This is a genomic window from Comamonas sp. (assembly GCF_036643215.1).
Lineage (GTDB): Bacteria > Pseudomonadota > Gammaproteobacteria > Burkholderiales > Burkholderiaceae_C > Comamonas.
In genome coordinates, this window is sequence record NZ_JAVXSJ010000011.1 from 73692 (window position 1) to 97385 (window position 23694).

Sequence of the window (23694 nt, forward strand, 5' to 3'; positions counted from 1 at the left end):
GCGCTAGCAGCTATTGTTTTTGCTGCTAGCGAGTCTGTTTTTCCATCATGCAAACACCTGAACAATCGCAGCTGGGCAAAAGCTCGGCCTATGTGGACCAGTACGACGCGTCCCTACTCTTCCCCCTGCCCCGCCTGACCAAGCGCGAAGAAATCGGCGCGGGCAGCAACCCGCCCTTCTTTGGCGCCGACCTCTGGACGGCCTTCGAGCTGTCCTGGCTCAACCTGCGCGGCAAGCCCCAGGTTGCGCTGATGCACTTCACCATTCCCTGCGAGACGCCGAACCTGATCGAGAGCAAGTCTTTCAAGCTCTACCTCAACAGCTTCAACAACACCCGCTTTGCCGATGCCAGTGAAGTGCTGGCCCTGCTGCGCACCGACCTGGCCGAAGCGGCCTGGCGCGGCAGCGAAAGCAAGGGCAGCGTTGGCGTACGCCTGCTGGAGGCAGAGCAATTCGACGCCCAGAAAGTGCATGAGCTGGACGGCCTGCTGCTGGACCGCCTCGATGTGGAATGCACACAGTACACGCCCGCCCCCGAGCTGCTGACCGCCAAACAAGATGAGCCGCCCGTGACCGAGTCCCTGGTCAGCCACCTGCTCAAGAGCAACTGCCTGGTGACCGGCCAGCCCGACTGGGGCAGCGTGCAGATTCAGTACAGCGGCGGACAGATCGACCAGGAAGGCCTGCTGCAGTATCTGGTGAGCTTTCGCAACCACAACGAATTCCATGAGCAATGCGTGGAGCGCATCTTCATGGACATCTGGGCGCGCTGCAAACCCATCAAGCTGTCGGTCTATGCCCGCTACACCCGCCGCGGCGGTTTGGACATCAACCCCTTCCGCACCAGCCACCCCGGTGCCCTGCCCGCCAACGTGCGTACCGCACGCCAGTAAACAGACCTCAAGTCAAGCACACCCCAGCCAAGAGACCGCAAGCAAGGGCCGCCCCGCAGCGATGCTGTCGTCCCCCTTGGGGGAAGAGGCAAAGCCTCTCAGGGGGTTATCCAGCCCAAGGGCAATCATCCTGCACAAGCAAAGTCTGTGCATAGCGCAGATCCTGCTTGCGTAGCCACAGCCCGCCCGGGCCTTGGCGCAACGGTTCGACCTCGGCCCGGTTCCACATCGATAACGTCACCAGTTGCGGGGCAATCACTTCGCGCTTGTCTGCATCGCCCTCTTCAGGGGCCAGATCAGCCCAATGAAGGCCCTGTGTGTCCCAGCCCTTGAGCTGGGGCATATTGACCGCCAGCTCCAGCGTGCGCACTTCTTTTTCAACCGGGTTAAGCCAGTGCAGCTTCCACTGGTCAGGTTTGCCATAGCGGCGCTCCACATACTCCAGTACCGCCCAGCCTTCCCCTGCAGGGTGCGGGCAAGCGCCAGGCCCAGTACCACATAGCGCAAGACCGCTGCGCGTCATGCTCACGCCCTCGATGCGACATTCATCCTCACTCCAGTAGCTATTGATACGCTCGTTCTGCCCGCCCCACCACCACAGGGCATCGCCACGCACGGCATCGCGCCAGACATTGTCGCCGTCGGCGCAGGGGTGCTGAATTTGCTTGGCCTCGCGCCAGCGCGGCAGCAGACGCCAGTGGCCTTGGGCATCGGGGGCAATTTCACGGCGCTGGTAAAGCGCGCGCCAGTCCGGGCGCGAGAGATGGCTGGACGAAACCGAGTGCATATTCCAGCGCCAGCTGCCCGTGCTGGGATTCCAGTCCTTTTCATCCAGGCAGGCTGTCAGCGCAATCAGCTCCACGCGCATTGCCATGCTGCCATCCAGCGCAGGCAACGGGCACAGGCGCATTACCGGCCAAGGTAAATCCACAGTCTGCAGGCGTTCACCGTCCCAGATTTGAACCTGCCCCGCGCCGCCACGCTCTGGCGCACGCCCAAAGGGCATGAGCACGGCCCAGCGGCCCTTAAGGATCACATGCTCCAGCGCCCAGCTACCGCTCAGGTGCTTGTCGCCCCATTGCAGATTCCAGGCCGATGTCTCGCCCTGCTCATCCTTGGCTTCTTTGCTCAGCGTCCAGATCAGTGGCTTGCCCATTACCGGCTCGCTCTGCGCACGCCAGACATGGGGCTGGGCCGGGTCACGCAGCCAGCAAAAGGTGGTGACGGGTTGAGCCTTGAGCTGCACTTGTCCATCTGCCGCATGCCCGGCACAGGTTTCGGTGCGGCTGGTCAAGCAGCTGAGGCTGGTGCCGTCATGCAGTCGCTCAAGATCAGCGGTATCGACCTGCACGCGCTGCAGCAACATGGAACCACTCCATTGCAGCGGTGCACGCGGGTCCACTTCATCGGGCCAGAAAGACTCTACCGCCCAAGACTTGCGATCGGCAGGCAGAGGCTGGGGCCACTGCTGCCAGTTCTGCTCTGCCGTCCAGACCACCAGTCGGCGCAGAGAACTGTCCTCCCCTTGGTCGGGGATAGCGTACAGAGCCAACCCCTGTCCATCGTCACGCCAGACCATGGCGGGGTCCTGATCCAGCAGCCAGCCCGTGGGCTTGCCATTCATGCTCAGCGCCCAACTGGCCTGGCGCAGAGGCTGCAGCGGGTCAGACAATCTGCGCAGCGATGCGGGCCAGTGGCGCTCCACCGTCAGCTCGGGTGCCGCCACATTGGGTGCCTGGGTTTTCCCATCTTCCCGTAGCACTGGTGGTGCTAGAGGCAGGTGTGGCTGCTGGTCGCCCGCTTCTGCAGGCACGCATTCCAGCGGCACCCAGATATCGCGCAGAGCCACCAGCGGCTGGGCCGTGGCGTCCACATGCTCGGCCAGCCAGGCTTCAAAACTGGCATCGGACATGACCACATGTGCATCGTCTGCAATGCCGCTTTCGTTCAGAGTCTCGCCACTCCAGCGCGGCACGCGCCAGTGCACGGCGTCCAGCACCTCAGCATCGCCCTTTGAAATCAGCCAGCTGCGGCGTGATTTGCGGTCCACCAGATGCGCGGTTTCGCTATCGTAAAAGCCCGTGCGCAGCCAGCGCCCGTCGTACGAGGTATGCAGATCACTCTCCCAGACATGGGGCAGGTAGACGCCGTCAGCACACATCACATCGCCAAAGATCGGCCCGCCCATGCCGCGCTCGCCCTGCATGCGAAAGCTCACATCCTTATTGGCCTCTGGCGCTTTATCTGCACGTGCTTGAAGCTCTTTATTTGATAGCAATGCCTGCGAATGCGTCTGCGCGCTAACCACACCCGCCGGTTTGTCAGCAGCTGAAGCAGGCTTTGAAAACGATGAAGGTCTGGAGTCATCGCGCAAACGCGAGAGCAACCAGACCAGTAAACACAAGGCCAGCGCCGCAACGGCAATCAGGATCAGCACAACACTCATGTCGCAATCCTACCGAAAGCAGGCACAAAAAAGGCAGCTTCTGCAGCTGCCTTTTCGTTTTAAGGGGGGAGGGAATCTACGCGTTCAAAGATGGAACACATCCACCGAGCGCTCCAACGTTTTGGCGCTCTGGCGCAGCGACTGGGCAGAGCTGGTGGACTGCTCCACCAGCGCGGCGTTCTGCTGCGTCACAGAGTCAAGCTGGGCAACGGCCTCGTTAACCTGCGAGATGCCAATCGACTGCTCGCGCGTGGCAATGCTGATCTGGTGCACCAGAGAGCCCACCTTGTCCACGGCCTGCACCATGCCGTCAATCGTCTGACCTGCAGAGCGCATGCGGGCATTGCCGTCGTTGATGCCATCCACCGTACGGTTGATGAGCACGCTGATTTCCTTGGCCGCCTCGGCGCTGCGCTGGGCCAGCGCCCGCACCTCGCCCGCCACCACGGCAAAGCCACGGCCTTGCTCGCCCGCACGCGCGGCTTCCACGGCCGCGTTCAGCGCCAGCAGATTGGTCTGAAAGGCAATGCTTTCAATCACGCCAATGATCTCGCTCATGCGGGTGGATGAGCCGCGAATATGCTCCATGGCCTGTCCCACCTCGCTGATGGCCGCGCCGCTGCGGCTGGCAACTTTGCTGCTTTCATCGCTGGCACCCGCCATGTACTGCGCGGTGTCTGCCGTCTGCGAAACCGTGCCTGAAATCTCTTCCATCGATGCCGCCGTCTGCTGCAGGTTGCTGGCCTGCGACTCGGTGCGCCCCGCCAGATCAAGGCTGCTCTGGGCAATTTCATGGGCAGTCTGAGCAAAGCCCTGCACCTCGGTTCGCACATCACCCACCACGGCGCGCAAGTTGATCTGAATTTGCTGCAGCCTCAGCATCAGCGCGCCCATGGGTCCGTTGTAGCTCTGATTGGACTCGGTGCTCAGATTGCAAGCCGCCACATCGGCCGCAAAGCGGCTGGCTTCTTCAAGCCCTGCCACGCAGCGGCGATGAAAGCGCCACAGCACAAACACACCGCCCGCCACCAGACTGGCTGCGCGCCAGCCCCAGGCGGCTGCCCCCTGCCAGCCCAGCATGTCGGGCAGCAAAACCATCAGCGCCAGCACCGCCAGCAACCACGCCATGCGTGCGACCAGGCCCACATCCTTGCGGCTGTCCCACAGGCCCATCAGGCCAAGGCTGCGCACCTCGCCTGCACGCAGGCGAAAGCTGGACTGACCTGACTTTTCCTCCGTGCGCATGCGTGCGTACAGGGCTTCTGCCTCGGCCACTTCCTTGACTGAAGGCTTGGTGCGCACTGACAGATAACCGCGCGGCTTTCCGCCTTCCATGATGGGCGTGACGTTGGCACGCACCCAGTAATGGTCACCATTCTTGCGGCGGTTCTTGACCAGCGCCGTCCAAGGGTAGCCGTGGGCAATGGTGCGCCACATGTCCTTGAAGGCTGCGGCGGGCATGTCGGGGTGGCGGATCAGGTTATGCGGCTGACCAATCAGCTCCTCATACGAATAGCCGCTGACCCGCACGAACGCGGGGTTGCAATGCGTGATCTCGCCCTTGGTGTTGGTGCTGGAGACCAGCAGCTCATCGCCAGGGAAGTTGTAGTTTTGTTGGGATACCGGCAGGTTTATGCGCATGGCTTGCACTCCTCGAAAGAGCCTGTTTTTTTAATGAGAGAGTGAGCGATCAGGCATTCCGACGATGGTGGTTAACCAGATACACAAATTCACACTTCGGATCATCGCACAGCAAAGATGCTGGATTAGCGACTCTCAGAACAGAGATGCTGTGTAGGGATCCAGGTTCTTGATGGAAGTCAAGACCTGCGGCCTTAGCAAGGACTCCCGCGCCACAGGGTCGTGCGCACTGGCCTGCCAGGCCTGCTCTGAAATCAGGCCCGAGACCTTGACCCCCAGCAGCCTCATGCGCTTGCCCAGCGGCACCCGCTTCAGGCATTGCCCCGCGGCTTGGCGAATGGCCGCAGCATCTTGCACCGGCAGGGCCAGAGTCTGATCGCGGGTTGCAATCTTGAAGTCGTCATAACGCAGCTTGATGCCCACGGTGCGGCCCACATAGCCTTTGCGCTGCAAGTCATCCGCCACGCGCTCGCACAGGTCTGTGAAGATGGCCCCCAGTTCAGCCCTGTCATGCACGGCATGCAAGTCGCGTTCAAAAGTGGTTTCGCGGCTCATGGATACCGGCTCGCTCTCCGTCACCACAGCCCGCTCATCGCGGCCCCATGCGGATTCATGCAGCCAGTGCCCATAGGATTTACCAAACCATTGCAGCAGCTGCGGCAAGCTCTTGGCGGCCAGGTCGCCAATGGTTTCTATGCCCAGATTCTTGAGCTTTTCATCGGCTTTGGGCCCTATGCCGTTGACCTTGCGGCAAGCCAGCGGCCAGATCTTGGTCTGCAAATCGTCAGCCTGAACAACCGAGATGCCGTTGGGCTTGTTGAACTCGCTGGCCATCTTGGCCAGCAGCTTGTTGGGCGCCACGCCCACCGAGCAGGTCAGGCCCGTGGCTTCAAAAATGGTTTTCTGAAGCAAGCGCGCCAGCACGCGCCCGCCTTCGCGCTGGCCGCCGGGTACATGGGTGAAGTCGATATAGACCTCATCCACGCCCCGGTTCTCCATGACCGGAGCGATAGAGAGAATGATTTCTTTGAATTCGCGCGAAAAGCGCCGGTACTGCGCAAAGTCCACCGGCAGCAAAATGGCCTGCGGGCAGAGCTTGGCAGCCTTCATCATGCCCATGGCCGAGCCCACGCCGAACTGCCGGGCCGGGTAGGTCGCGGTAGTGATGACGCCGCGCCCCGTGTAGTCGCGCAACAGAGGGAAATCAGCCACCGGAATCTCTGAGAGCGGCAGCCCCGCGTGCTTTAGCAGCAAGGCGTTATCAGGCGCCCTGCGCCCGCCGCCAATCACCACCGGCAAACCCTTGAGCTGCGGATAGCGCAGCAGCTCCACAGAAGCGTAGAACGCATCCATATCCAGATGCGCAATGCGTCTGGGAAGGTCTGAAGCATCTGAAAAGGGGGCTAAAGAATCACTCACGCTGCCGATTTTGCCTGCGCTGGCAAGAATCAGCAGCAATGCCTGAAACAGGCATACACCGACCAGGAAACAGCAAGAAAGGGCCGCCCCTCAGCAGTGCTGTTGCCCCCCTCCCGCAAAGCGAGAGAGGGGGAAGGCGCAAAGCGCCTCAGGAGGAGATTTTTTCTCGCTTGATTTCTTCCAGCTCATCAAACCGCATATCGGCATAGCTGACCCAGGTATTGCGCTTGACCAGCCAGTAACCCAGCCAGAACACCAGAAACAGCGGAATACCCAGATAGGTCGACACGACTCCGCCCCAGTCAATACGGTCTTCCAGGAAGGCTTGATAGTTCTGGCCCAGCGTCACCACCAGACACAGCACAAACGCGAAAATGGGGCCAAACGGGAAGGCGCCCGCTTTGTAAGGCAGATCACCCACGTCATGCCCGTGCATCACATAGCCACGGCGAAAGCGATAGTGGCTGACGGCAATGCCCAGCCAGACGATGAACTCCGTCATGCCAGCCAGATTCAGCAGCCAGATATAGACGGCCTGCGGGCTGTACAGAGACGAGAACAGGCACAGGCTGGCAATCAGCGTGCTGCCGATCAGCGCATACAGCGGCACGCCGTTCTTGGTCAATTGAGAGAACATGCGCGGCGCATTGCCCTCGGTCGCCATATTGAAAAGCATGCGCGTGGCCGCATACATGCCCGAGTTACCGGCAGACAGCACCGAAGTCAAAATCACCGCGTTCATCACCGTAGCGGCAGACAGCAGACCGGCATGCTGGAACACCAGCGTGAACGGGCTCACCGCAATATCGGCCACATCCGTGCGCAGCAGTTGCGGGTCGGTATAAGGAATCAGAAAACCGATGACGATGATGGCCAGTACATAGAACAGCAGAATGCGCCAGAACACCTGGCGAATGGCACGCGGCACGTTCTCGCGCGGGTTCTCGGATTCGCCAGCGGCCACGCCAACCAGCTCCGTGCCCTGAAAGGAATAGGCCACGATCATGGCCACGCCCACAAAGGTGGCGAAGTTGCCCACAAACGGCGCATCGCCCGTGGTCCAGTTCTCAAAACCGGGCACATGGCCGTTGCTGATGATGCCAAACAGAATCAGCACGCCGGTGATCAGGAAGGCCACGACGGCCACCACTTTGATCAGCGCAAACCAGTACTCGGCTTCGGCAAAACCTCGGGCAGAAAAAGCATTCAGGCCCACCATCAGCAGCAGAAAAATTCCGCTCCAGATAATGCCCGGCACATCAGGCAGCCAATAGGCCATCACCAGCTGTGATGCCACCAGATCGACCGCCACCACCACGGCCCAGCTGAACCAGAAGTTCCAGCCCAGCGCAAAGCCAAAGCCGCGATCCACATAGCGCGATGCGTAGGTCGAGAAGGAACCAGCCACCGGCATGAACGCGGCCAGCTCGCCCAGACTGGTCATGATGTAGTACACCATGATGCCGATGAGCAAATAAGTCAGCACCGCGCCGCCGGGGCCGACCTGCGAAATAGCCGAGCCAGAGGCCACGAACAGACCCGTGCCGATGGCTCCGCCAATGGCAATCATGCTCAGGTGGCGCTGCTTGAGCACCCGGTGCAATTGGGGTTTCGCGTTGTCACTGCTGCCAGTCTCCAGCGCGGCCTGCGCGGGTTGCTGGCTTGAGTTGGGTTGGGACATAAATGTCTTGTTGTATTGGTTTGCGCCCATCTACACAAAACACCCAACCATCCCGCAGGCGTTGCAGCAAGCAACGCAAAAAAGCGACCAATGCGATCGCAGACAACAAGGACACAGGAACGAAGCCATGAAGCAGAACGCCAAGGCCGGTAAGGCCCGTCGCATCCTGTATCGGCAGCCACCCCAGTCGGGCGCTTCAGTGGCAAAGCGGTGATATCGCTAGGCCAGTTGACAGGCAAAGATGTCATTTTGCCCAAAACCTTCAACGGCCATAGCCAGCTGCGCCAATGCAGGGGCTGGCTCTGGGGCTGCTCAACCCCACTTGACAGCCGTTTACGCTATGAAATTGGGAGCTTCTTGCGCTTACCTTTAGGGCACTCTCGCATGATCAAGTATAAAAACTCATCAAGAACAGGCGCAAGCCTGCTATCTATTTTTCAGAGACTTGAACGTCAGCAAAGCCAGTAACTCTAGAAAACCCGTATACCCAACCACCCGACTTTTTCCTACATTCGCCATCAGGCTCTCAGCCTAGCGATGCCGAGAGAGACTGCAGCGAAAACTTCCGTATGCAGCGCCGAAGGAGCAACCGCCCCGGAAACTCTCAGGCAAAAGGATCGGCATCACTGCTTCAACACTCTGAAGAATGTCCAGACGTCATCGTCCGCCGGGCATACCGAAGGAGCAAGCGAGCAGCGCATCAGCGCCCTGCTCGTGAATCTCTCAGGTCCAGAACAGAGGGGGCGTCCGCTGCGCATGTTGCGCACGGGCTCCACCCTTGACGTGTCTGGAATCTGATTCATGAAAACAATCGCCGTTATCGGTGGTGGTATCACGGGCGTGACCACCGCCTACGCCTTGGCTCGCCGCGGTTTTTCCGTCACCCTGTTCGAAAAGCAGCGCTACGCCGCCATGGAAACCTCGTTTGCCAATGGTGGGCAGCTATCGGCATCGAACGCCGAGGTCTGGAACCACTGGTCCACCATTCTCAAGGGCCTCAAGTGGATGCTCAAAAGCGATGCGCCGCTGCTGCTCAACCCAAAACCCAGCTGGCACAAGATTTCGTGGTTCTGCGAATTTCTGGCCGCCATTCCTCACTACGAGAAAAACACCGCAGAAACCGCCCGCCTCGCCATTGCGGCACGCGAGCATCTGTTTGACTGGGCCGCGCGTGAAGGCATTGATTTCGACCTGAAGAAGGAAGGCATTCTTCACATCTACCGCAATCAGGCGGGCTTTGAGCATGCGGGCCGGGTGTCCAAACTGTTAGCCCAGGGCGGGCTGGAGCGCCGCGCCGTGACGCCGCAGGAGATGCGCGCCATAGAGCCCACGCTATCCGGCAGCTACTATGGCGGCTATTACACCGAGAGCGATTCCACCGGCGATATTCACAAGTTCACCAGCGGTCTGGCCGCCGCCTGCTCACGCCTTGGCGTGCGCTGCCTGTATGAGCAGGAAATTCTGTCCGTCAACGCCCATGGCAAGCAGGCCAGCGTGACGGCCCGCCAGGGGCAAGAAACCAGCACAGCAAGCTTTGACGGCATCGTCGTCTGCGCAGGCACGGCCAGTCGCACGCTGGCGTCGCAGCTGGGTGACCGGGTCAACATCTACCCCGTCAAGGGCTACTCCATCACCGTCAATCTGCTCGATGAGGTCAGCCGCTCGGCAGCGCCCATCGTCAGCCTGCTCGACGATGAAACCAAGCTGGTCACCAGCCGTCTGGGCGATGACCGTTTCCGCGTGGCGGGCACGGCAGAGTTCAATGGTCACAACAAAGACATCCGCGCCGACCGCATTCGTCCGCTGATCGAATGGGTGCAGCAATGCTTCCCCGGCGTCAGCACCCGCAGCGTCGTGCCATGGGCGGGCCTGCGCCCCATGATGCCGGACATGCTTCCCCGCGTAGGTCGCGGCAGCAAGCCCTGCGTGTTCTACAACACCGGCCACGGCCACCTGGGCTGGACGCTGTCCGCCATCACGGCTGACATGGTTGGCGACATCGTGCAGCAGTCTCTGGGCAGCACCTCAACTGCACCAAGGCCCGCGTCCATGACGCCCGCCAGAGCCTGATTCAAGCCTCTCATTCCTGATAACGCTTAAGCCATTCACGGCTGCCTTGGCTGCCCCGTGCGGGGTAGCTGCGGCCGTGCGCAGGCAAAAAACGGAGACATTCATCATGAACAACAGAAAAGACGCGGCAGCCCCAGGCTTGCCCGATACATCCAACGGGCTTGAGCGCGGCCTGAAAGACCGACATATCCAGCTGATTGCGCTGGGCGGCGCCATTGGTGTGGGCCTGTTTCTGGGCTCTGCCAAGGCGATTCACAAGGCAGGCCCCCTGCTTCTGGTCAGCTATGCGGTGGCAGGGCTGGCCATTTTTTTCATCATGCGTGCGCTCGGTGAGCTGCTGGTGCACCGCCCGGTGGCAGGCTCTTTTGCCACCTATGCGGAAACCTATGTCAGCCCTTGGGCAGGGTTTGTGACCGGCTGGACTTACTGGTTCACCTGGATCGTCACCGGCATGGCAGAGCTCACGGCCATCGGCATCTATACGCATTACTGGTTTCCCAACATTCCGCAGTGGGCACCGGCGCTAGCCACACTGGCGGTTCTGCTGGCAGTGAATCTGATCGCAGTCAAGGTCTTTGGCGAGCTGGAATTCTGGTTCGCACTCATCAAGGTGGTGACCATCGTTGCCACGCTGGTGCTAGGTGTGGCCATCATCACCACAGGCTGGGGACCTCTGGGGCCGACAGCAAGCTTTACCAACCTCTGGTCACATGGTGGCTTCGCACCCATGGGCATGGTCGGCGTGGTGTTTACCTTGCAGATTGCCTGCTTTGCCTATACCGGTGTGGAGCTGATCGGCGTGACTGCAGGCGAGGCCGAGCAGCCCGAAAAAGTGCTGCCCCGCGCGACCAACAGCATCGTCTATCGGATTCTGATCTTCTACATCGGCGCACTGGTCATCATCATGTCGCTGGTGCCGTGGAACGAGCTGAGCCCCGACATGAGCCCCTTCGTCTACGTGTTCGACAAGCTGGGCATTCCTGCCGCCGCAGGCATCATCAACTTTGTGGTCATCACGGCTGCCGCATCGTCGTGCAACAGCGGCATCTTCAGCACCGGGCGCATGCTCTATACGCTGGCCCAGTTCAAGCAGGCTCCTGCCAGGCTTGGCCGGGTCAATGCGCGCCATGTTCCAGCGGCGGGCATTCTGCTGTCCGGTGCCTGCATGCTGATCGGAGTGGTGCTGAACTATCTGGTGCCAGAGCAAGCCTTCATCTACGTCACCAGCATCGCCACCATTGGCGCGGTGTGGACCTGGGGCATCATCGTCTTTGCGCACCTGCGCTATCGCCGTGCCGTCAAGCAAGGGCATGCGACAGCCGTGGCCTACCGCATGCCAGGCGCACCGTTTACCAACTGGTTTGTGCTGGCCTTTTTGTTCGTGGTTCTGGTGTGCCTGTCGCTGGATGCCAGTACCCGTGTCGCGCTCTACATTGCACCCGTGTGGTTTGCACTGCTGACGATTGGCTACCGCCTTTATGCAGCCAAGCCTGAGCAGCGCCAGCGTCTGCCTCAGGCACAGCAGCAAGCCGCCTGATGTGTAAATAGCCAGCGCAGTACCAAACCTTTACCTGCAAAGCCTGGTACTGCGCTGATCCGCTATTGATTCAAGAGCTGCCTGCGCTTATTCACTGATCACTTCATGCACTATTAAAGGCCGAAGTGACCAAAAATATGCGCAGGCAGCTCTCAAATTCAGAGCATTCAGAGCTGCAAGCAGATCAACACCAGACCTAGCATCATCAGCGCCATGCCCAGCTTTTCCGTCAGCGAAAGCTGCTCGCTAAACACGCGGCGCGAGACGAGGTAGCTGAACACCACCTCCACCATGCCCAGCGTGCGCACCGCCGCTGCGCCCTGCATGGCGTAGGCGGTAAACCACGCCAGCGATGCCGCCGCACCCATGCTGCCTGCCAGCAGCGATATGCGCCAGGCCTTGAAAATGGGGCGCAGGCCCTGTTCATGAGTCTTCGCAATCCAGACGCCCAAGACCAATGACTGCATGCTCTGCGCTATCAACACGCCCCATGCGCCAGATAGCCAGGGCGAGTCCACACCCAGCCGTGCAATCTCTACCGCGCCGCCACGAAAGCCAATTGTGGCCAGAGCAAAACAGGCTCCGCAAATCAGGCCATACATGGATGACTTGCTTGCCCATGCCGACAGCGTAAAAATCTGCCCGCGCGGCGGCAAGGAGAGCATGAACACACCAATAGTGGCCAGCACCATGGCCAGCAGCGCCCAGCGTGTGGGCAGCTCATGCAAGAACATGGCAGCAAACAAGGCCACCTGCAGCACCTCGGTTTTGGACAGCGTGACCGCCACGGCAAAGTTGCGCTCTTTCATGGCCATCAGCAAAGCCGCCGTCGCCGCGACCTGAAACGCCGCCCCCATCGCAATCCAGCCAAGATACTCAGCGCTGAACTGCGGCAGCGCCCGTGGCTGATCGCCAAAGCCATACAGCGCCAGCAGATAGACGGCGGCAAACGGCAAGCCGTAGAGAAAGCGCACCAGCGTGGCAGGCATGGTGCCGACCTGCGCCGTCAACGAGCGCTGGGCCGTGTTGCGCACCGTCTGCGCAGCAGCCGCAAATAGCACCACGATCACCCACACATATTCCATTCCAATGCCCGACATGACTCGCCTTCTCTCTTGTTGCCGCACCAGCATAGCGCCGCCCATTCGCGACTGCTGACGCAATTCATGCAGCCCGCCTGCTTGAGCCAAGGCGACGTGAAATGCGAATGGATACAGGACTGATCGCGACAGAAGCATCAGATACAAATATCCTCAAATCGAAGCCAATCGAACAGCTTTAGCTACAATTCACACCGGGTGCCCGCCACATACGGTGGTGATGGCAGGTGAATCTTCATGCGCAGGTCGGGCCGCCAGCGCGCCAGTCGTTTGCAGCGTTTGATGCAGCAATGAGGCATTGCCTCATGCCTTTATGCATCTCGGGCAAAGGACTTCAGACACCTGAATCGATAGATGGACCCACAGACCCTTGTGCAGGCCCCTGCGCCTTCTGCACCCCAAAACTCTCCTCGCATCCCTGCCCTGCAAACTGCGACCGAGCGCATACAGGCAAAAATTGCACATCTGCTGCATATCGAATCCTTTGCCGGCATGGTGCTCATGCTGGCTGCGGCTGCGGCGCTGATCTGGGCCAACTCCAGCAACGCTGAAAGCTACTTCGCCCTGTGGCACGCCCCCGTCGCCATGACACTGGGGCCCTGGAGCTTCAGCACCGACCTGCATTTCATCGTCAACGATGTGCTGATGACCGCCTTCTTTCTGGTCGTAGGCATGGAGATCCGGCGCGAGCTGCACAACGGCGCGCTGGCCAGCCTGCGCCAGGCCAGTCTGCCGCTGATGGCCGCCATGGGCGGCGTGGCAGTCCCCGCGCTCATCTATGTAGCGCTGGTGGGCAGCGACAAGACTTTGATCAACGGCTGGGCCATTCCCACTGCCACAGACATTGCGTTTGCCGTGGGTGTACTGGCCCTGCTGGGTCGCAACATCCCATCCTCGCTGCGCATTTTTTTGCTGGCGCTGGCCATCATTGATGACATCGTGGCCGTGCTCATCATTGCCTTCTTCTACTCCGGCGGTCTGCAGGCCATGGGCTTTGTGATTGCCGGTGCGGGCGTGCTGCTGGTGCTTCTGTTCAACCGCATGGGCATTGCCACTGCGCCGCTGTATCTGCTGCCCGGCGCGGTGCTGTGGTTTGGCCTGCTCAAGACTGGTGCCCACCCCACGCTGGCCGGCGTGGTACTGGGCCTGATGACGCCCGTTTTTGTACGCCCTGCCAAGCAGCCACCGCTTATCACTGCACAAGCCGCCATGCGCAAGGCCAGCGAGCAAGTGCATGCGGGCCAGCCCGATCCGCAGCACCTGCTTCAAGACTTGCGCACCGCCCAGTCGGCCCAGCGTGATCTGCTGCCGCCCGCGCTGCGCCTGCCCATGATTCTTCACCCCTGGGTGGCTTTTGGCGTCATGCCCATCTTTGCATTGGCCAATGCGGGCGTGCAGTTTTCCGGCATCGACCTGAGCGCGGCAGCGCCGCAAACCACAGCCATGGCCGTGCTGGTTGCGCTGGTGCTGGGCAAGCCTCTGGGCGTCTTTCTCTGCACCTGGCTGGCCGTGAAAAGTGGCCTTTGCAGCCTGCCCCAGGGCCTGAACTGGCACGGTGTGTTGCTGGTGGGTCTGCTGGCCGGTATTGGCTTCACCATGTCGATCTTTGTCGGTGGTCTGGCCTTTGAAGATGCCGCTCTACTGGGTGCCTCCAAGCTGGGCATTCTGGCGGGATCAGCGATTGCCGCAGTGCTGGGCCTGAGCTATGGCTTTGCCGCGCGCAAGCGTTTGCAGCGTAGTTAAGCGCCTCTTAGTCACGATGCTCATGCAGGCCAACACGCCCTGATCAATGAGGCTTCGCCGCCAGTCGATAGAGCCGACTTGGCGGCAATCAAGCCCGCGACGTGACTAGAATGCCTGCTCGCTGCGGCCTGCCGTCTATGCATCTGGCACCGGTCCAACTGGTCGCCATGAGCGGCGCTTTATAGATGCTCAATCCATGAGAAAGCGTGCGCAAGCACGGGCCAGATGATCTGGTCTGCCACAGCCCGCTTACGCCCGACGAATTGCTTCACGCGACCCCGGCTCGACCCTTCATGGAAAAGGGCTAGGGACCGCCTGAGGTCGTGTCGAGTTTTGCCGCAGCAGGCCGGTCACAGCGTATCTACCGCAGGAACATCAGGAAAAAAATGAAGAAATACATGATCCCTCTTTACTCCGCTGCTGCATTGCTGCTTGCCAGCACCTTGGCAGTGGCGCAGCCCACAGACCTGGTGCACAAAGCACAAGCCGGTGATGCCCAGGCCCAGCTTGACCTTGGCCAGATGTATGTAGAGGGCCGTGGTGTGGCACAGAACGATGAGAAAGCCGCGCAATGGTTTGGCCTGGCGGCTGCACAAGGCAATGCCTTGAGTCAGAGCAATCTCGGCTTGATGTACGACCAGGGCCGTGGCGTGGCGAAGAACGATGTGGAAGCCGTCAAGTGGTATCGCCTCTCGGCGGCGCAGGGCGAGGCCAACGGTCAGTTCAATCTGGGTGTGATGTACGAAGACGGCCGCGGTGTGGAGCAAAGCGATCAGGAAGCCATCAAGTGGTACCGACTCGCGGCAGCGCAAAACCTTCTCGACGCCCAGTACAACCTGGGGCTGATGTATGTCAGCGGCCGCGGTGTGGAGCAAAACGACAAGGAAGCGGCCAAATGGTTTGGCATTACGGCGGCCAAGGGCCACGACTCGGGGCAGGTCAACCTTGCCGTGATGTATGCCACCGGTCGCGGCGTGCCGCTCAATGAGAAGGAAGCCGCCAGACTGCTGGGCCTGGCCGCAGAGCAAGGCAATGCAACGGCGCAGGTGAACCTTGGCACGATGTTTGAAGAAGGGCGCGGCGTCAAACGCAGCCTGTCTCAGGCCTATTTCTGGTATGCCTTGGCGGCCGCTCAGGACCTGGAGGACACGGAGTCGCTGCGCGATGCAGCCGCCCAGAAGCTCAAACCTGCAGAGCGCGCGGCACTGGACAAGAAGATCCGTGCGTGGAAACCCAAGACAACGAGCCGCTGAGTTTGCACGCTCGAAACCGCCACTCTTTATCGACAAGCACGCCATGAAAAAGCCATTCAGCCATCTCCTCTGCGCAGCCGCCTTGCTGCTCTCCAGCCCTCTGGTCATCGCGCAATCCGCAGACCTGTTGCAAAAAGCCCAGGCGGGCGATGCACAGGCCCAGTTCAAGCTCGCCGCCGTCTACCTCACAGGCCGTGGCGGGCCCAAAAATGATGATGAAGCCGCCAAGTGGTTCATGCTTGCGGCAAAACAGGGCCATGCGGAAAGCCAGGCCAATATTGGATTGATGTACGGACGCGGGCGCGGTGTACCGCAAAGCGATGAAGAGGCGGTCAAATGGTATCGCCTGTCCGCAGAACAAGGCGATATCGATGGCATCTTCAACCTCGCCGTGATGTATGACGATGGCCGTGGCGTTGCGGAAAATCAGGAAGAAGCCGTCCGACTGTACCGACTTGGGGTGGCTCAAAACCATGTCTCAAGTCAAAGCAATCTCGGCTACATGTACGACCATGGCCGCGGAGTAGCGCAAGACAGCAAGGAGGCCTTCAAGTGGTACATGATTGCCGCCGAACAAGGCGATGCCAACAGCCAGTTCAACGTGGGCTCCATGTATGCCCTGGGCCGCGGGATTAAGCAAAGCTGGCCCCAAGCTTATTTCTGGGCACTGCTGGCAGCCAGAGATGGCGAGAAGGATTCGGCCAAGCAGCAGGAAATCATCGCCAAGAAATTGAAGCCGACGCAACGGCTCAAGATCCAGCAGCAAGTGCTTGAATGGAAGCCCAAAGCTGGCAACTCCTAAACGCCAGCCTGATATCGCGGCGGCTTGCAGCGCAGCAAGCCGCCAGCAACTCAGATCAGATCACTGCAAATGGCTTGGGGTAAGTGCCGGGCAACAGGATTTCGCTGCCTACCTTGTTGATATTGGTGTGGCCGCAAAAAGCCATGGTGGTGTCCAGCTCCTTGTGGATGATCTGCAGCGCCTTGGTCACACCCTCCTGGCCGTAAGCACCCAGGCCATAGAGAAAGCTGCGGCCGATCATCGTGCCTTGCGCACCGAGCGCGCGGGCCTTGAGCACGTCCTGGCCGCTGCGAATGCCGCCATCCATCCAGACCTCAATGTCCTTGCCTGCCGCCTCGGCAATCGATGGCAGGGCCGCAATCGAGGAAGGCGCACCATCGAGCTGACGACCACCGTGGTTGCTGACCACCAGCGCGTCGGCACCGCTTTGCGCGGCCAGTCTGGCGTCTTCGGCGTCCATCACACCCTTCAGAATGATCTTGCCGCCCCAGAGCTTCTTGATCCACTCCACATCGCTCCAGTTCAGACTGGGGTCGAACTGATCCGCCGTCCACGACGACAGCGAGGACACATCGCCCACGCCATCCACGTGGCCGACGATGTTGCCAAAAGTGCGGCGCTTGGTACCCAGCATGCCCATACACCAGTGCGGCTTGGTAGCGAGATTAATCAGATTGGCAATCGTGGGCTTGGGCGGGGTGGAAAGGCCATTCTTGATGTCCTTGTGGCGCTGCCCCAGAATTTGCAAGTCCAGCGTGACCACCAGCGCCGAGCAGTTCGCCGCCTTGGCGCGGTGGATCAGCCGCTCCATGAAGGCCTTGTCGCGCATCACATAAAGCTGAAACCAGAACGGATGGTTGTTGGTGTGCTCGGCAATGTCTTCCAGCGAGCAGATGCTCATGGTCGACAGCGTGAACGGCACGCCAAAAGCCTTGGCCGCCTTGGCACCCAGAATCTCTCCATCGGCATGCTGCATGCCAGTCAGGCCTGTGGGCGCAATGGCCACTGGCATGGCCACATCCTCACCAATCATGGTCGTGCGAGTGCTGCGCCCTTCCATGTTCACAGCCACGCGCTGGCGCAGCTTGATCTTCTGGAAGTCGTCTTCGTTGGAGCGATAAGTGCCCTGGGTGTAGGAGCCCGAATCCGCATAGTCATAAAACATGCGCGGCACGCGGCGCTTGGCCACCACACGCAGGTCTTCGATACAGGTGATTTTGGAAAGATCGCTCACGATTTCTTGCCTTGTTATTGGAACTGGACCCGATGGTAGCTTCCATCACTGCCACGCGAACAGCTCTTTGGGTTGAAGTGATTTATGCCGGTATTGAAATTTTCTACAGCGGCGTTCAATCAAGGGCTAATGCTAGGTCTGTAAGCCCAGTCGCACAGCCACCATCCTCGTCACCCATACAACAAGGAGACAAAAGCAATGGTTTGGCAACAGGTCTACGACCCTCTCTCGAATATGTGGCTATCCACATTGCTTGCGGCCATTCCGGTCGTGGTGATGCTGGTTGGCCTTGGCTTTTTGCACATGAAGGCCCATCTGGCCGCAGGGGCCGGGCTGATTGCCGCGCTGGTGATTGCCGTGTTCGTCTACAACATGCCTGCCGAAATGGCGGGGCGCGCAGCCTTGTTTGGCGGCTTCACCGGTCTGCTGCCCATCGGCTGGATCGTGCTGACCATCATCTTTTTGCACCAGCTCACTGAACAGAACGGCAGCTTCAAGGTGCTGCAGGATTCGCTCTCGGGCATCACCCCTGACCGGCGCATCCAACTCTTGCTGATTGCCTTTGCCTTTGGTGCCTTTTTCGAAGGTGCAGCTGGCTTTGGCACACCAGTGGCCGTGACGGCTGCCATCTTGATCGGTCTGGGCTTCTCTCCTCTGGCCGCTTCGGGTCTGTCGCTGATCGCCAACACGGCGCCCGTGGCCTTTGGTGCGCTGGGCACGCCGGTGATCACCCTGGCCAAGGTGCATGGTTACGACCTGATGGAAGTGACGGCCATGATTGGCCGCCAGCTGCCCTTCTTCTCGGTGCTCGTGCCCTTCTGGCTAATCTGGGCCTTTGCCGGCCGCAAGGGCATGATGGAAATCTGGCCCGCCATTCTGGTGACTGGCCTGTCGTTTGCCATTCCTCAGTATCTGGTCTCCAACTTCATCGGCCCCGAGCTGGTGGACATCATTGCCGCCATCGTCTCCATGGTCAGCCTAGTGCTGTTCCTGCGCGTCTGGCAGCCCAAGAGAATCTGGACCTCGGCCTCGCTGCGCGGCAAGGACGTCAGCGCTGCTGAAGCCAAGCCACCCCAGCCCGTGGTCAAGCACAGCCGCTCCGCGCTGATCGCCGCCTGGATGCCTTGGCTGATTCTGTCGGTCTTCGTGTTCATCTGGGGCCTGCCTCCGTTCAAAGCATGGCTCAACAGCATCTTTGCCCCGGCCTTCCCCATGACGGGCCTGCACAATCTGATCGAGAAAATGCCGCCCGTGGTGCCCCAGCCCACCAAGGAAGGCGCGGTCTATACGCTGAACCTGCTGTCGGCCACCGGCACCGGCATTCTGCTGTCGGCCATCGTCAGCGCCCTGATCATGAAGTACAGCCCGGTGGCCATTGTGCGCACCTTCTTCAAGACCATCTGGCTGGTTCGCTACTCGCTGCTGACCATTGTGCTGATGCTAGCCCTGGGCACGCTGACCCGCTACTCGGGCACCGACACCACCCTGGGCCTGGCCTTTGCCAACACCGGCATGTTCTACCCCTTCTTCGGCACCTTGATGGGCTGGCTGGGCGTGGCGCTGACGGGCTCGGACACGGCATCCAACGTGCTGTTCGGCGGCATGCAAAAGGTAGCGGCCGAGCAGCTCGGCCTGTCGCCCAACCTCATGGGTGCAGCCAATAGCTCGGGCGGCGTGATGGGCAAGATGATCGATGCGCAGTCCATCGTCGTGGCCTCCACCGCCACCCGCTGGTTCAACCATGAAGGAGACATCCTGCGCTATGTGTTCTTCCACTCGATTGCGCTGGCCTGCCTGATGGGTCTGTATGTCACATTGCAGGCCTATGTCTGGCCCTTCCATCTGATGGTCAATTAACCGCTCACTGAGCAATAGCAACGGCCGCAAGTCCCATCAGGGCTTGCGGCTTTTTTGCACCCTATTCCTGGCTTGCGGCGCCCTTCTTCCACCGCTTCATCGCATGCAGAAATACCTCGAACGGTCTCTTAATTTTTTGAATTGGTATTACCAATAAACCAAGTAAATCAAGGGAAAACCACTAATTTATTCATTGAAATCGATTTCTATAATGCAATCCACTCGAATTTACTCATATTGGTCATACCAATTTACACCAAAGCACAAGCCAGCTACCCAGTGCCGGGAACGGCGCAGCCGCTTGCTGCACGGTGTTAATAAAAATTGACGGGAAGACTTCTGGATAGTCAGGAGGCTTGCCCTTCCCGCGCATATCCAGGAGATCAAGGCAATGCAAGAAATCTGGTCGCAGAACTACGACCCCGCAGGCAATGTGTGGGTGTCGGCGCTGGTGGCGCTCATACCCATACTGTTTTTCTTCCTCGCCTTGACCAAGCTGCGACTCAAGGGCTATGTGGCGGGCACCATCACGGTGGTCCTGTCGCTGGCCGTGGCGCTGCTCTTTTATCGCATGCCGGTCGCCAACGCCCTGGCGGCGGGCGTCTATGGTTTCTTCTACGGTCTGTGGCCCATCGCCTGGATCATTGTCGCGGCGGTGTTTCTCTACAAGGTTTCGGTCAAGACCGGGCAGTTCGACATCATCCGTTCGTCGATTCTGTCGGTCACGGAGGATCAGCGCTTGCAGCTGATTCTGGTGGGCTTTTGCTTCGGCGCCTTCCTCGAAGGTGCCGCCGGCTTTGGCGCGCCCGTGGCCATCACGGCAGCATTGCTGGTGGGCCTGGGCTTCAAGCCTCTGTATGCGGCCGGCCTGTGCCTGATCGGAAACACCGCACCGGTGGCTTTTGGCGCCATGGGCATTCCCGTCATCGTGGCCGGTCAGGTCTCGGGCATCGACCCCATGGCCATCAGCCAGATGGCGGGTCGCCAGCTGCCGTTCATGACCATCATCGTGCTGTTCTGGCTCATGGCCATCATGGACGGCTGGCGCGGCGTCAAGGAAACCTGGCCTGCCGTGCTGGTCGGTGGCGGCAGCTTTGCGCTGACCCAGTTCCTGACCGCCAACTACATCGGCCCCGAACTGCCCGACATCACCTCGGCCATCGTCGCCCTGGTGACGCTGACGACCTTCCTCAAGTTCTGGCAACCCAAGCGCATCTTCCGCTTCGAAACCGAACCCGGCAGCGTGAAAGCCCATTCCGCCGCCCCCATCAAGCTGACAGCCGGTGTGGTGTTCAAGGCCTGGTCGCCCTTCATCATCCTGACGGCGATGGTGACGATCTGGAGCCTCAAGCCCTTCAAGGCGCTGTTCGCCGCAGGTGGCGCACTGTCCAGCACGGTGTTCAACATTCCCGTGCCCATGCTGCACAACCTCGTGCAGAAGATGGCTCCCGTGGTGGCCGCGCCCACGCCCTATGGCGCGGTGTACTCCTTCAACTGGCTGTCGGCCACCGGCACGGCCATTGTGATTGCCGCCGTTCTGGCCATCATCTTTTTGCGCCTCAAGCCTGCAGTAGCGATCAAGACCCTGGGCGAGACCTTCAAGGAACTGGCCCTGCCGATTTACTCCATCGGCATGGTGCTGGCCTTTGCCTTTATCGCCAACTACTCAGGCCTGTCCACCACACTGGCCATGGCGCTGGCCCATACTGGCAAGGCTTTTGCCTTCTTCTCGCCCTTTCTAGGCTGGATCGGCGTGTTCCTCACGGGCTCGGACACCTCGGCCAACGCCCTGTTCGGCGCACTGCAGGCCACAACCGCCGCACAACTGGGCCTGCCCGAGGTGCTGGCCGTGACCGCCAACACCACAGGCGGTGTGACCGGAAAAATGATTTCGCCCCAGTCCATCGCCATTGCCTGCGCGGCCGTGGGCCTGGCGGGCAAGGAGTCTGACCTGTTTCGCTTCACCGTCAAGCACAGCCTGGCCTTCCTGGTGCTGATCGGCATCATCTGCACGCTGCAGGCCTATGTGTTTCCGTGGATGATTCCAACCACGTAAAACTCTCGGTAGATTCCATGCCCGCCCCACGCCTGTCCGACCGCGTTGCCCAGCAATTGCAGGAGCTGATCCAGAGCACCCATCTCCAAAGCGGCGACAAGCTGCCCACCGAGCGGGCGCTTGCCGAACAGCTGGGCGTGTCGCGCACGGCCTTGCGTGAGGCCATTCAGAAGCTGTCCAGCCGGGGCCTGCTCGAAAGCCGTGTGGGCTCCGGCACCTTTGTCTGCTCGCGCGTGCCGCTATGGCACCAGCAGGCCGTCGCGCCGCTGGAGCCGCTACTGCTTGACGACCCGCAGTACCGCTACGACGTGCTGGAAGCCCGACAGGCGCTGGAACTCAGAACCGCTTGGTATGCGGCACAGCGCGCCACAGCCAAGGACAGGGATCGCATCCGTCACTGCTTTGACGACATGTTGCTCCACCAGCAGGCGCGCGATGCAGCAAGCGCGGCCCGCTCGGACGCCCAGTTCCATCTGGCCATCGCCGAAGCCTCGCACAACGCGGTGCTGGTGCAGCTGATGGGCAGCCTCTTCGAGCTGGTGCTGGGCACCGTGGCCCAGAACCGGCGCCTGATGTTCGTTCACGACGATCCATCGACACTGGAACACCTGACGCACCAGCATCAGAACCTCATGCAGGCCATCCTCGACGGCGAGCCCGAGCAGGCCAGAAGCGCCATCGGCCAGCACCTGGTCTATGTGCACGACAAGCTTTCCGAGTCCGATGCGGACGCCGCCCGGCTCAAGCGGTTGGACCGTCTCTCATCCAGCACAGCCTTTTTTTCATGATCATCTCCTCCACCACCGACTACCGTGCGGCCGCGCAAAAGCGCCTGCCGCCCTTTCTGTTCCACTACATCGACGGCGGCGCCTACGCCGAAAAGACGCTGGCTCGCAACGTCGATGATCTGGCCGACGTAGCCCTGCGCCAGCGCGTGCTCAAGGACATGAGCCAGCTCGACACCAGCATCGAGTTGTTCGGCGAAAAGCTCTCGATTCCCGTGGCGCTCTCGCCCGTGGGCCTGACCGGCATGTACGCACGCCGCGGCGAAGTGCAGGCGGCCATGGCGGCCGACCAAAAAGGCATTCCCTTCACCCTGTCCACCGTCTCGGTCTGCCCCATCGAGGAAGTAGCACCCAAGCTCAGCCGCCCTATGTGGTTTCAGCTCTATGTGCTCAAGGACCGGGGCTTCATGAAGAACGCGCTGGAGCGCGCCCAGGCCGCCGGCGTCTCCACCCTGGTGTTCACGGTGGACATGCCCGTACCCGGCGCACGCTACCGCGATGCACATTCGGGCATGAGCGGCCCCAACGCCGCCATGCGCCGCTATCTGCAGGCCGTGACCCACCCGCACTGGGCCATGAACGTGGGCCTGATGGGCCGTCCGCACACGCTGGGCAACATCTCCACCTACCTGGGCAAGAACGTCAGTTTGGAAGACTATATGGGCTATCTGGGGGCCAACTTCGACCCCTCGATTTCCTGGTCAGATCTGGAATGGATCCGTGACTTCTGGAAGGGCCCGATGGTCATCAAGGGCATCCTCGACCCCGAGGACGCCAAGGATGCCGTGCGCTTTGGTGCCGACGGCATCATCGTCTCCAACCACGGCGGTCGCCAGCTCGACGGCGCGCTGTCGTCGGCGCGTGCGCTGCCGGCCATTGCCGATGCCGTCAAGGGACAGATCAAGATTCTGGCCGACTCGGGCATACGCAACGGTCTGGACATCGTGCGCATGCTGGCCCTGGGTGCCGACTGCACCATGATTGGCCGCGCCTTCATCTATGCGCTGGCAGCCGAGGGCGGCGCGGGAGTGAGTAATTTGCTGAGCTTGCTGGAGAAAGAAATGCGCGTGGCCATGACGCTGACCAGCGTCAAGAATGTGAGCGAGATCACCGGGGATCTGCTGGTGCGCTGAGAACTAAGCCCCCTGAGCGGCTGCGCCGCTTCCCCCTGAGGGGG

16 protein-coding genes and 1 riboswitch are annotated in these 23694 nt (G+C 60.6%); of the genes, 10 read left to right on the forward strand and 6 right to left on the reverse strand.

The genetic code is table 11. The features are described 5' to 3' along the window. Positions 1 to 47 precede the first annotated feature (47 nt). The gene (gene queF / locus RSF91_RS09790) at positions 48 to 893 is read left to right on the forward strand and encodes an NADPH-dependent 7-cyano-7-deazaguanine reductase QueF (RefSeq protein WP_099738253.1); all 846 of its coding nucleotides are present in this window, start codon (positions 48 to 50) and stop codon (positions 891 to 893) included. A gap of 106 nt (positions 894 to 999) precedes the next feature. Here the strand turns inward: queF and RSF91_RS09795 are convergent, their stop codons facing one another. The 4 genes from RSF91_RS09795 to RSF91_RS09810 all read right to left on the reverse strand — a co-directional run bounded on the left by RSF91_RS09795 (position 1000) and on the right by RSF91_RS09810 (position 8080). Then, a complete protein-coding gene (locus RSF91_RS09795) occupies positions 1000 to 3339 on the reverse strand; it encodes a hypothetical protein (RefSeq protein ID WP_332568238.1) in 2340 nt (779 codons plus the stop codon). 84 nt (positions 3340 to 3423) lie between these two features. Next, the gene (locus RSF91_RS09800; protein WP_332568239.1) at positions 3424 to 4980 is read right to left on the reverse strand and encodes a methyl-accepting chemotaxis protein; all 1557 of its coding nucleotides are present in this window, start codon (positions 4978 to 4980) and stop codon (positions 3424 to 3426) included. 135 nt (positions 4981 to 5115) lie between these two features. Further along, positions 5116 to 6333 carry a DNA polymerase IV gene (gene dinB / locus RSF91_RS09805; protein WP_332568279.1) on the reverse strand — a complete coding sequence of 406 codons (1218 nt, stop codon included), beginning with the start codon at positions 6331 to 6333 and terminating at the stop codon, positions 5116 to 5118. Between the two features lie 214 nt (positions 6334 to 6547). Continuing rightward, positions 6548 to 8080: an amino acid permease gene (locus tag RSF91_RS09810; RefSeq protein ID WP_332568240.1), complete on the reverse strand. Its 1533-nt coding sequence runs from the start codon at positions 8078 to 8080 to the stop codon at positions 6548 to 6550. Between the two features lie 531 nt (positions 8081 to 8611). Continuing rightward, positions 8612 to 8710, forward strand: a riboswitch (glycine riboswitch). A gap of 171 nt (positions 8711 to 8881) precedes the next feature. On the opposite strand from RSF91_RS09810, the gene RSF91_RS09815 reads away from it, so the two are divergent. Together RSF91_RS09815 and RSF91_RS09820 are read left to right on the forward strand one after the other, a co-directional pair. After that, the gene (locus RSF91_RS09815; RefSeq protein WP_332568241.1) at positions 8882 to 10150 is read left to right on the forward strand and encodes a D-amino acid dehydrogenase; all 1269 of its coding nucleotides are present in this window, start codon (positions 8882 to 8884) and stop codon (positions 10148 to 10150) included. Between the two features lie 106 nt (positions 10151 to 10256). Further along, on the forward strand, positions 10257 to 11687 hold the full coding sequence (locus tag RSF91_RS09820; RefSeq protein WP_332568242.1) for an amino acid permease: 1431 nt from the start codon (positions 10257 to 10259) through the stop codon (positions 11685 to 11687). A 167-nt stretch (positions 11688 to 11854) separates the two neighbouring features. On the opposite strand, the gene RSF91_RS09825 is transcribed toward RSF91_RS09820, so the two are convergent. Then, complete coding sequence (locus tag RSF91_RS09825) at positions 11855 to 12787, reverse strand: DMT family transporter (RefSeq protein ID WP_332568243.1); 933 nt, start codon at positions 12785 to 12787, stop codon at positions 11855 to 11857. Between the two features lie 354 nt (positions 12788 to 13141). Here RSF91_RS09825 and nhaA point away from each other — a divergent pair, with 354 nt between their 5' ends. From nhaA to RSF91_RS09840, 3 genes are all read left to right on the forward strand, one after another. Then, on the forward strand, positions 13142 to 14530 hold the full coding sequence (nhaA, locus tag RSF91_RS09830) for a Na+/H+ antiporter NhaA (RefSeq protein WP_332568244.1): 1389 nt from the start codon (positions 13142 to 13144) through the stop codon (positions 14528 to 14530). A gap of 386 nt (positions 14531 to 14916) precedes the next feature. Continuing rightward, complete coding sequence (locus tag RSF91_RS09835) at positions 14917 to 15783, forward strand: tetratricopeptide repeat protein (RefSeq protein ID WP_332568245.1); 867 nt, start codon at positions 14917 to 14919, stop codon at positions 15781 to 15783. Between the two features lie 43 nt (positions 15784 to 15826). Then, entirely contained in the window at positions 15827 to 16585 is a 759-nt protein-coding gene (locus RSF91_RS09840) for a tetratricopeptide repeat protein (protein ID WP_332568246.1), read from the forward strand. 55 nt (positions 16586 to 16640) lie between these two features. Here RSF91_RS09840 and RSF91_RS09845 read toward each other — a convergent pair whose 3' ends face one another. Continuing rightward, the gene (locus tag RSF91_RS09845) at positions 16641 to 17819 is read right to left on the reverse strand and encodes an alpha-hydroxy acid oxidase (RefSeq protein ID WP_332568247.1); all 1179 of its coding nucleotides are present in this window, start codon (positions 17817 to 17819) and stop codon (positions 16641 to 16643) included. A gap of 198 nt (positions 17820 to 18017) precedes the next feature. Between RSF91_RS09845 and RSF91_RS09850 the strand changes: the two genes are divergently transcribed. The 4 genes from RSF91_RS09850 (at position 18018) to lldD (ending at position 23650) form a co-directional block, all read left to right on the forward strand. Beyond that, entirely contained in the window at positions 18018 to 19676 is a 1659-nt protein-coding gene (locus tag RSF91_RS09850; RefSeq protein WP_332568248.1) for an L-lactate permease, read from the forward strand. Positions 19677 to 20067: 391 nt separating this feature from the next. Then, positions 20068 to 21732 (forward strand): L-lactate permease, encoded by a 1665-nt coding sequence (gene lldP / locus RSF91_RS09855; protein ID WP_332568249.1) that lies wholly within the window; start codon positions 20068 to 20070, stop codon positions 21730 to 21732. A gap of 17 nt (positions 21733 to 21749) precedes the next feature. Next, a complete protein-coding gene (gene lldR / locus RSF91_RS09860) occupies positions 21750 to 22520 on the forward strand; it encodes a transcriptional regulator LldR (RefSeq protein ID WP_332568250.1) in 771 nt (256 codons plus the stop codon). After that, positions 22517 to 23650, forward strand: coding sequence for an FMN-dependent L-lactate dehydrogenase LldD (gene lldD, locus RSF91_RS09865; RefSeq protein ID WP_332568251.1), 1134 nt, complete (start codon positions 22517 to 22519; stop codon positions 23648 to 23650). Before lldR ends, lldD begins: the two co-directional genes overlap by 4 nt. Positions 23651 to 23694 lie beyond the last annotated feature (44 nt).

What these genes read in the sequence shown, in the direction of transcription:
- queF (WP_099738253.1), top strand. Translation starts at nt 48, where the DNA reads ATGCAAACACCTGAACAATCGCAGCTGGGCAAAAGCTCGGCCTATGTG.
- RSF91_RS09795 (WP_332568238.1), bottom strand. Translation starts at nt 3,339, where the DNA reads ATGAGTGTTGTGCTGATCCTGATTGCCGTTGCGGCGCTGGCCTTGTGT.
- RSF91_RS09800 (WP_332568239.1), bottom strand. Translation starts at nt 4,980, where the DNA reads ATGCGCATAAACCTGCCGGTATCCCAACAAAACTACAACTTCCCTGGC.
- dinB (WP_332568279.1), bottom strand. Translation starts at nt 6,333, where the DNA reads ATGGATGCGTTCTACGCTTCTGTGGAGCTGCTGCGCTATCCGCAGCTC.
- RSF91_RS09810 (WP_332568240.1), bottom strand. Translation starts at nt 8,080, where the DNA reads ATGTCCCAACCCAACTCAAGCCAGCAACCCGCGCAGGCCGCGCTGGAG.
- RSF91_RS09815 (WP_332568241.1), top strand. Translation starts at nt 8,882, where the DNA reads ATGAAAACAATCGCCGTTATCGGTGGTGGTATCACGGGCGTGACCACC.
- RSF91_RS09820 (WP_332568242.1), top strand. Translation starts at nt 10,257, where the DNA reads ATGAACAACAGAAAAGACGCGGCAGCCCCAGGCTTGCCCGATACATCC.
- RSF91_RS09825 (WP_332568243.1), bottom strand. Translation starts at nt 12,787, where the DNA reads ATGTCGGGCATTGGAATGGAATATGTGTGGGTGATCGTGGTGCTATTT.
- nhaA (WP_332568244.1), top strand. Translation starts at nt 13,142, where the DNA reads ATGGACCCACAGACCCTTGTGCAGGCCCCTGCGCCTTCTGCACCCCAA.
- RSF91_RS09835 (WP_332568245.1), top strand. Translation starts at nt 14,917, where the DNA reads ATGAAGAAATACATGATCCCTCTTTACTCCGCTGCTGCATTGCTGCTT.
- RSF91_RS09840 (WP_332568246.1), top strand. Translation starts at nt 15,827, where the DNA reads ATGAAAAAGCCATTCAGCCATCTCCTCTGCGCAGCCGCCTTGCTGCTC.
- RSF91_RS09850 (WP_332568248.1), top strand. Translation starts at nt 18,018, where the DNA reads ATGGTTTGGCAACAGGTCTACGACCCTCTCTCGAATATGTGGCTATCC.
- lldP (WP_332568249.1), top strand. Translation starts at nt 20,068, where the DNA reads ATGCAAGAAATCTGGTCGCAGAACTACGACCCCGCAGGCAATGTGTGG.
- lldR (WP_332568250.1), top strand. Translation starts at nt 21,750, where the DNA reads ATGCCCGCCCCACGCCTGTCCGACCGCGTTGCCCAGCAATTGCAGGAG.
- lldD (WP_332568251.1), top strand. Translation starts at nt 22,517, where the DNA reads ATGATCATCTCCTCCACCACCGACTACCGTGCGGCCGCGCAAAAGCGC.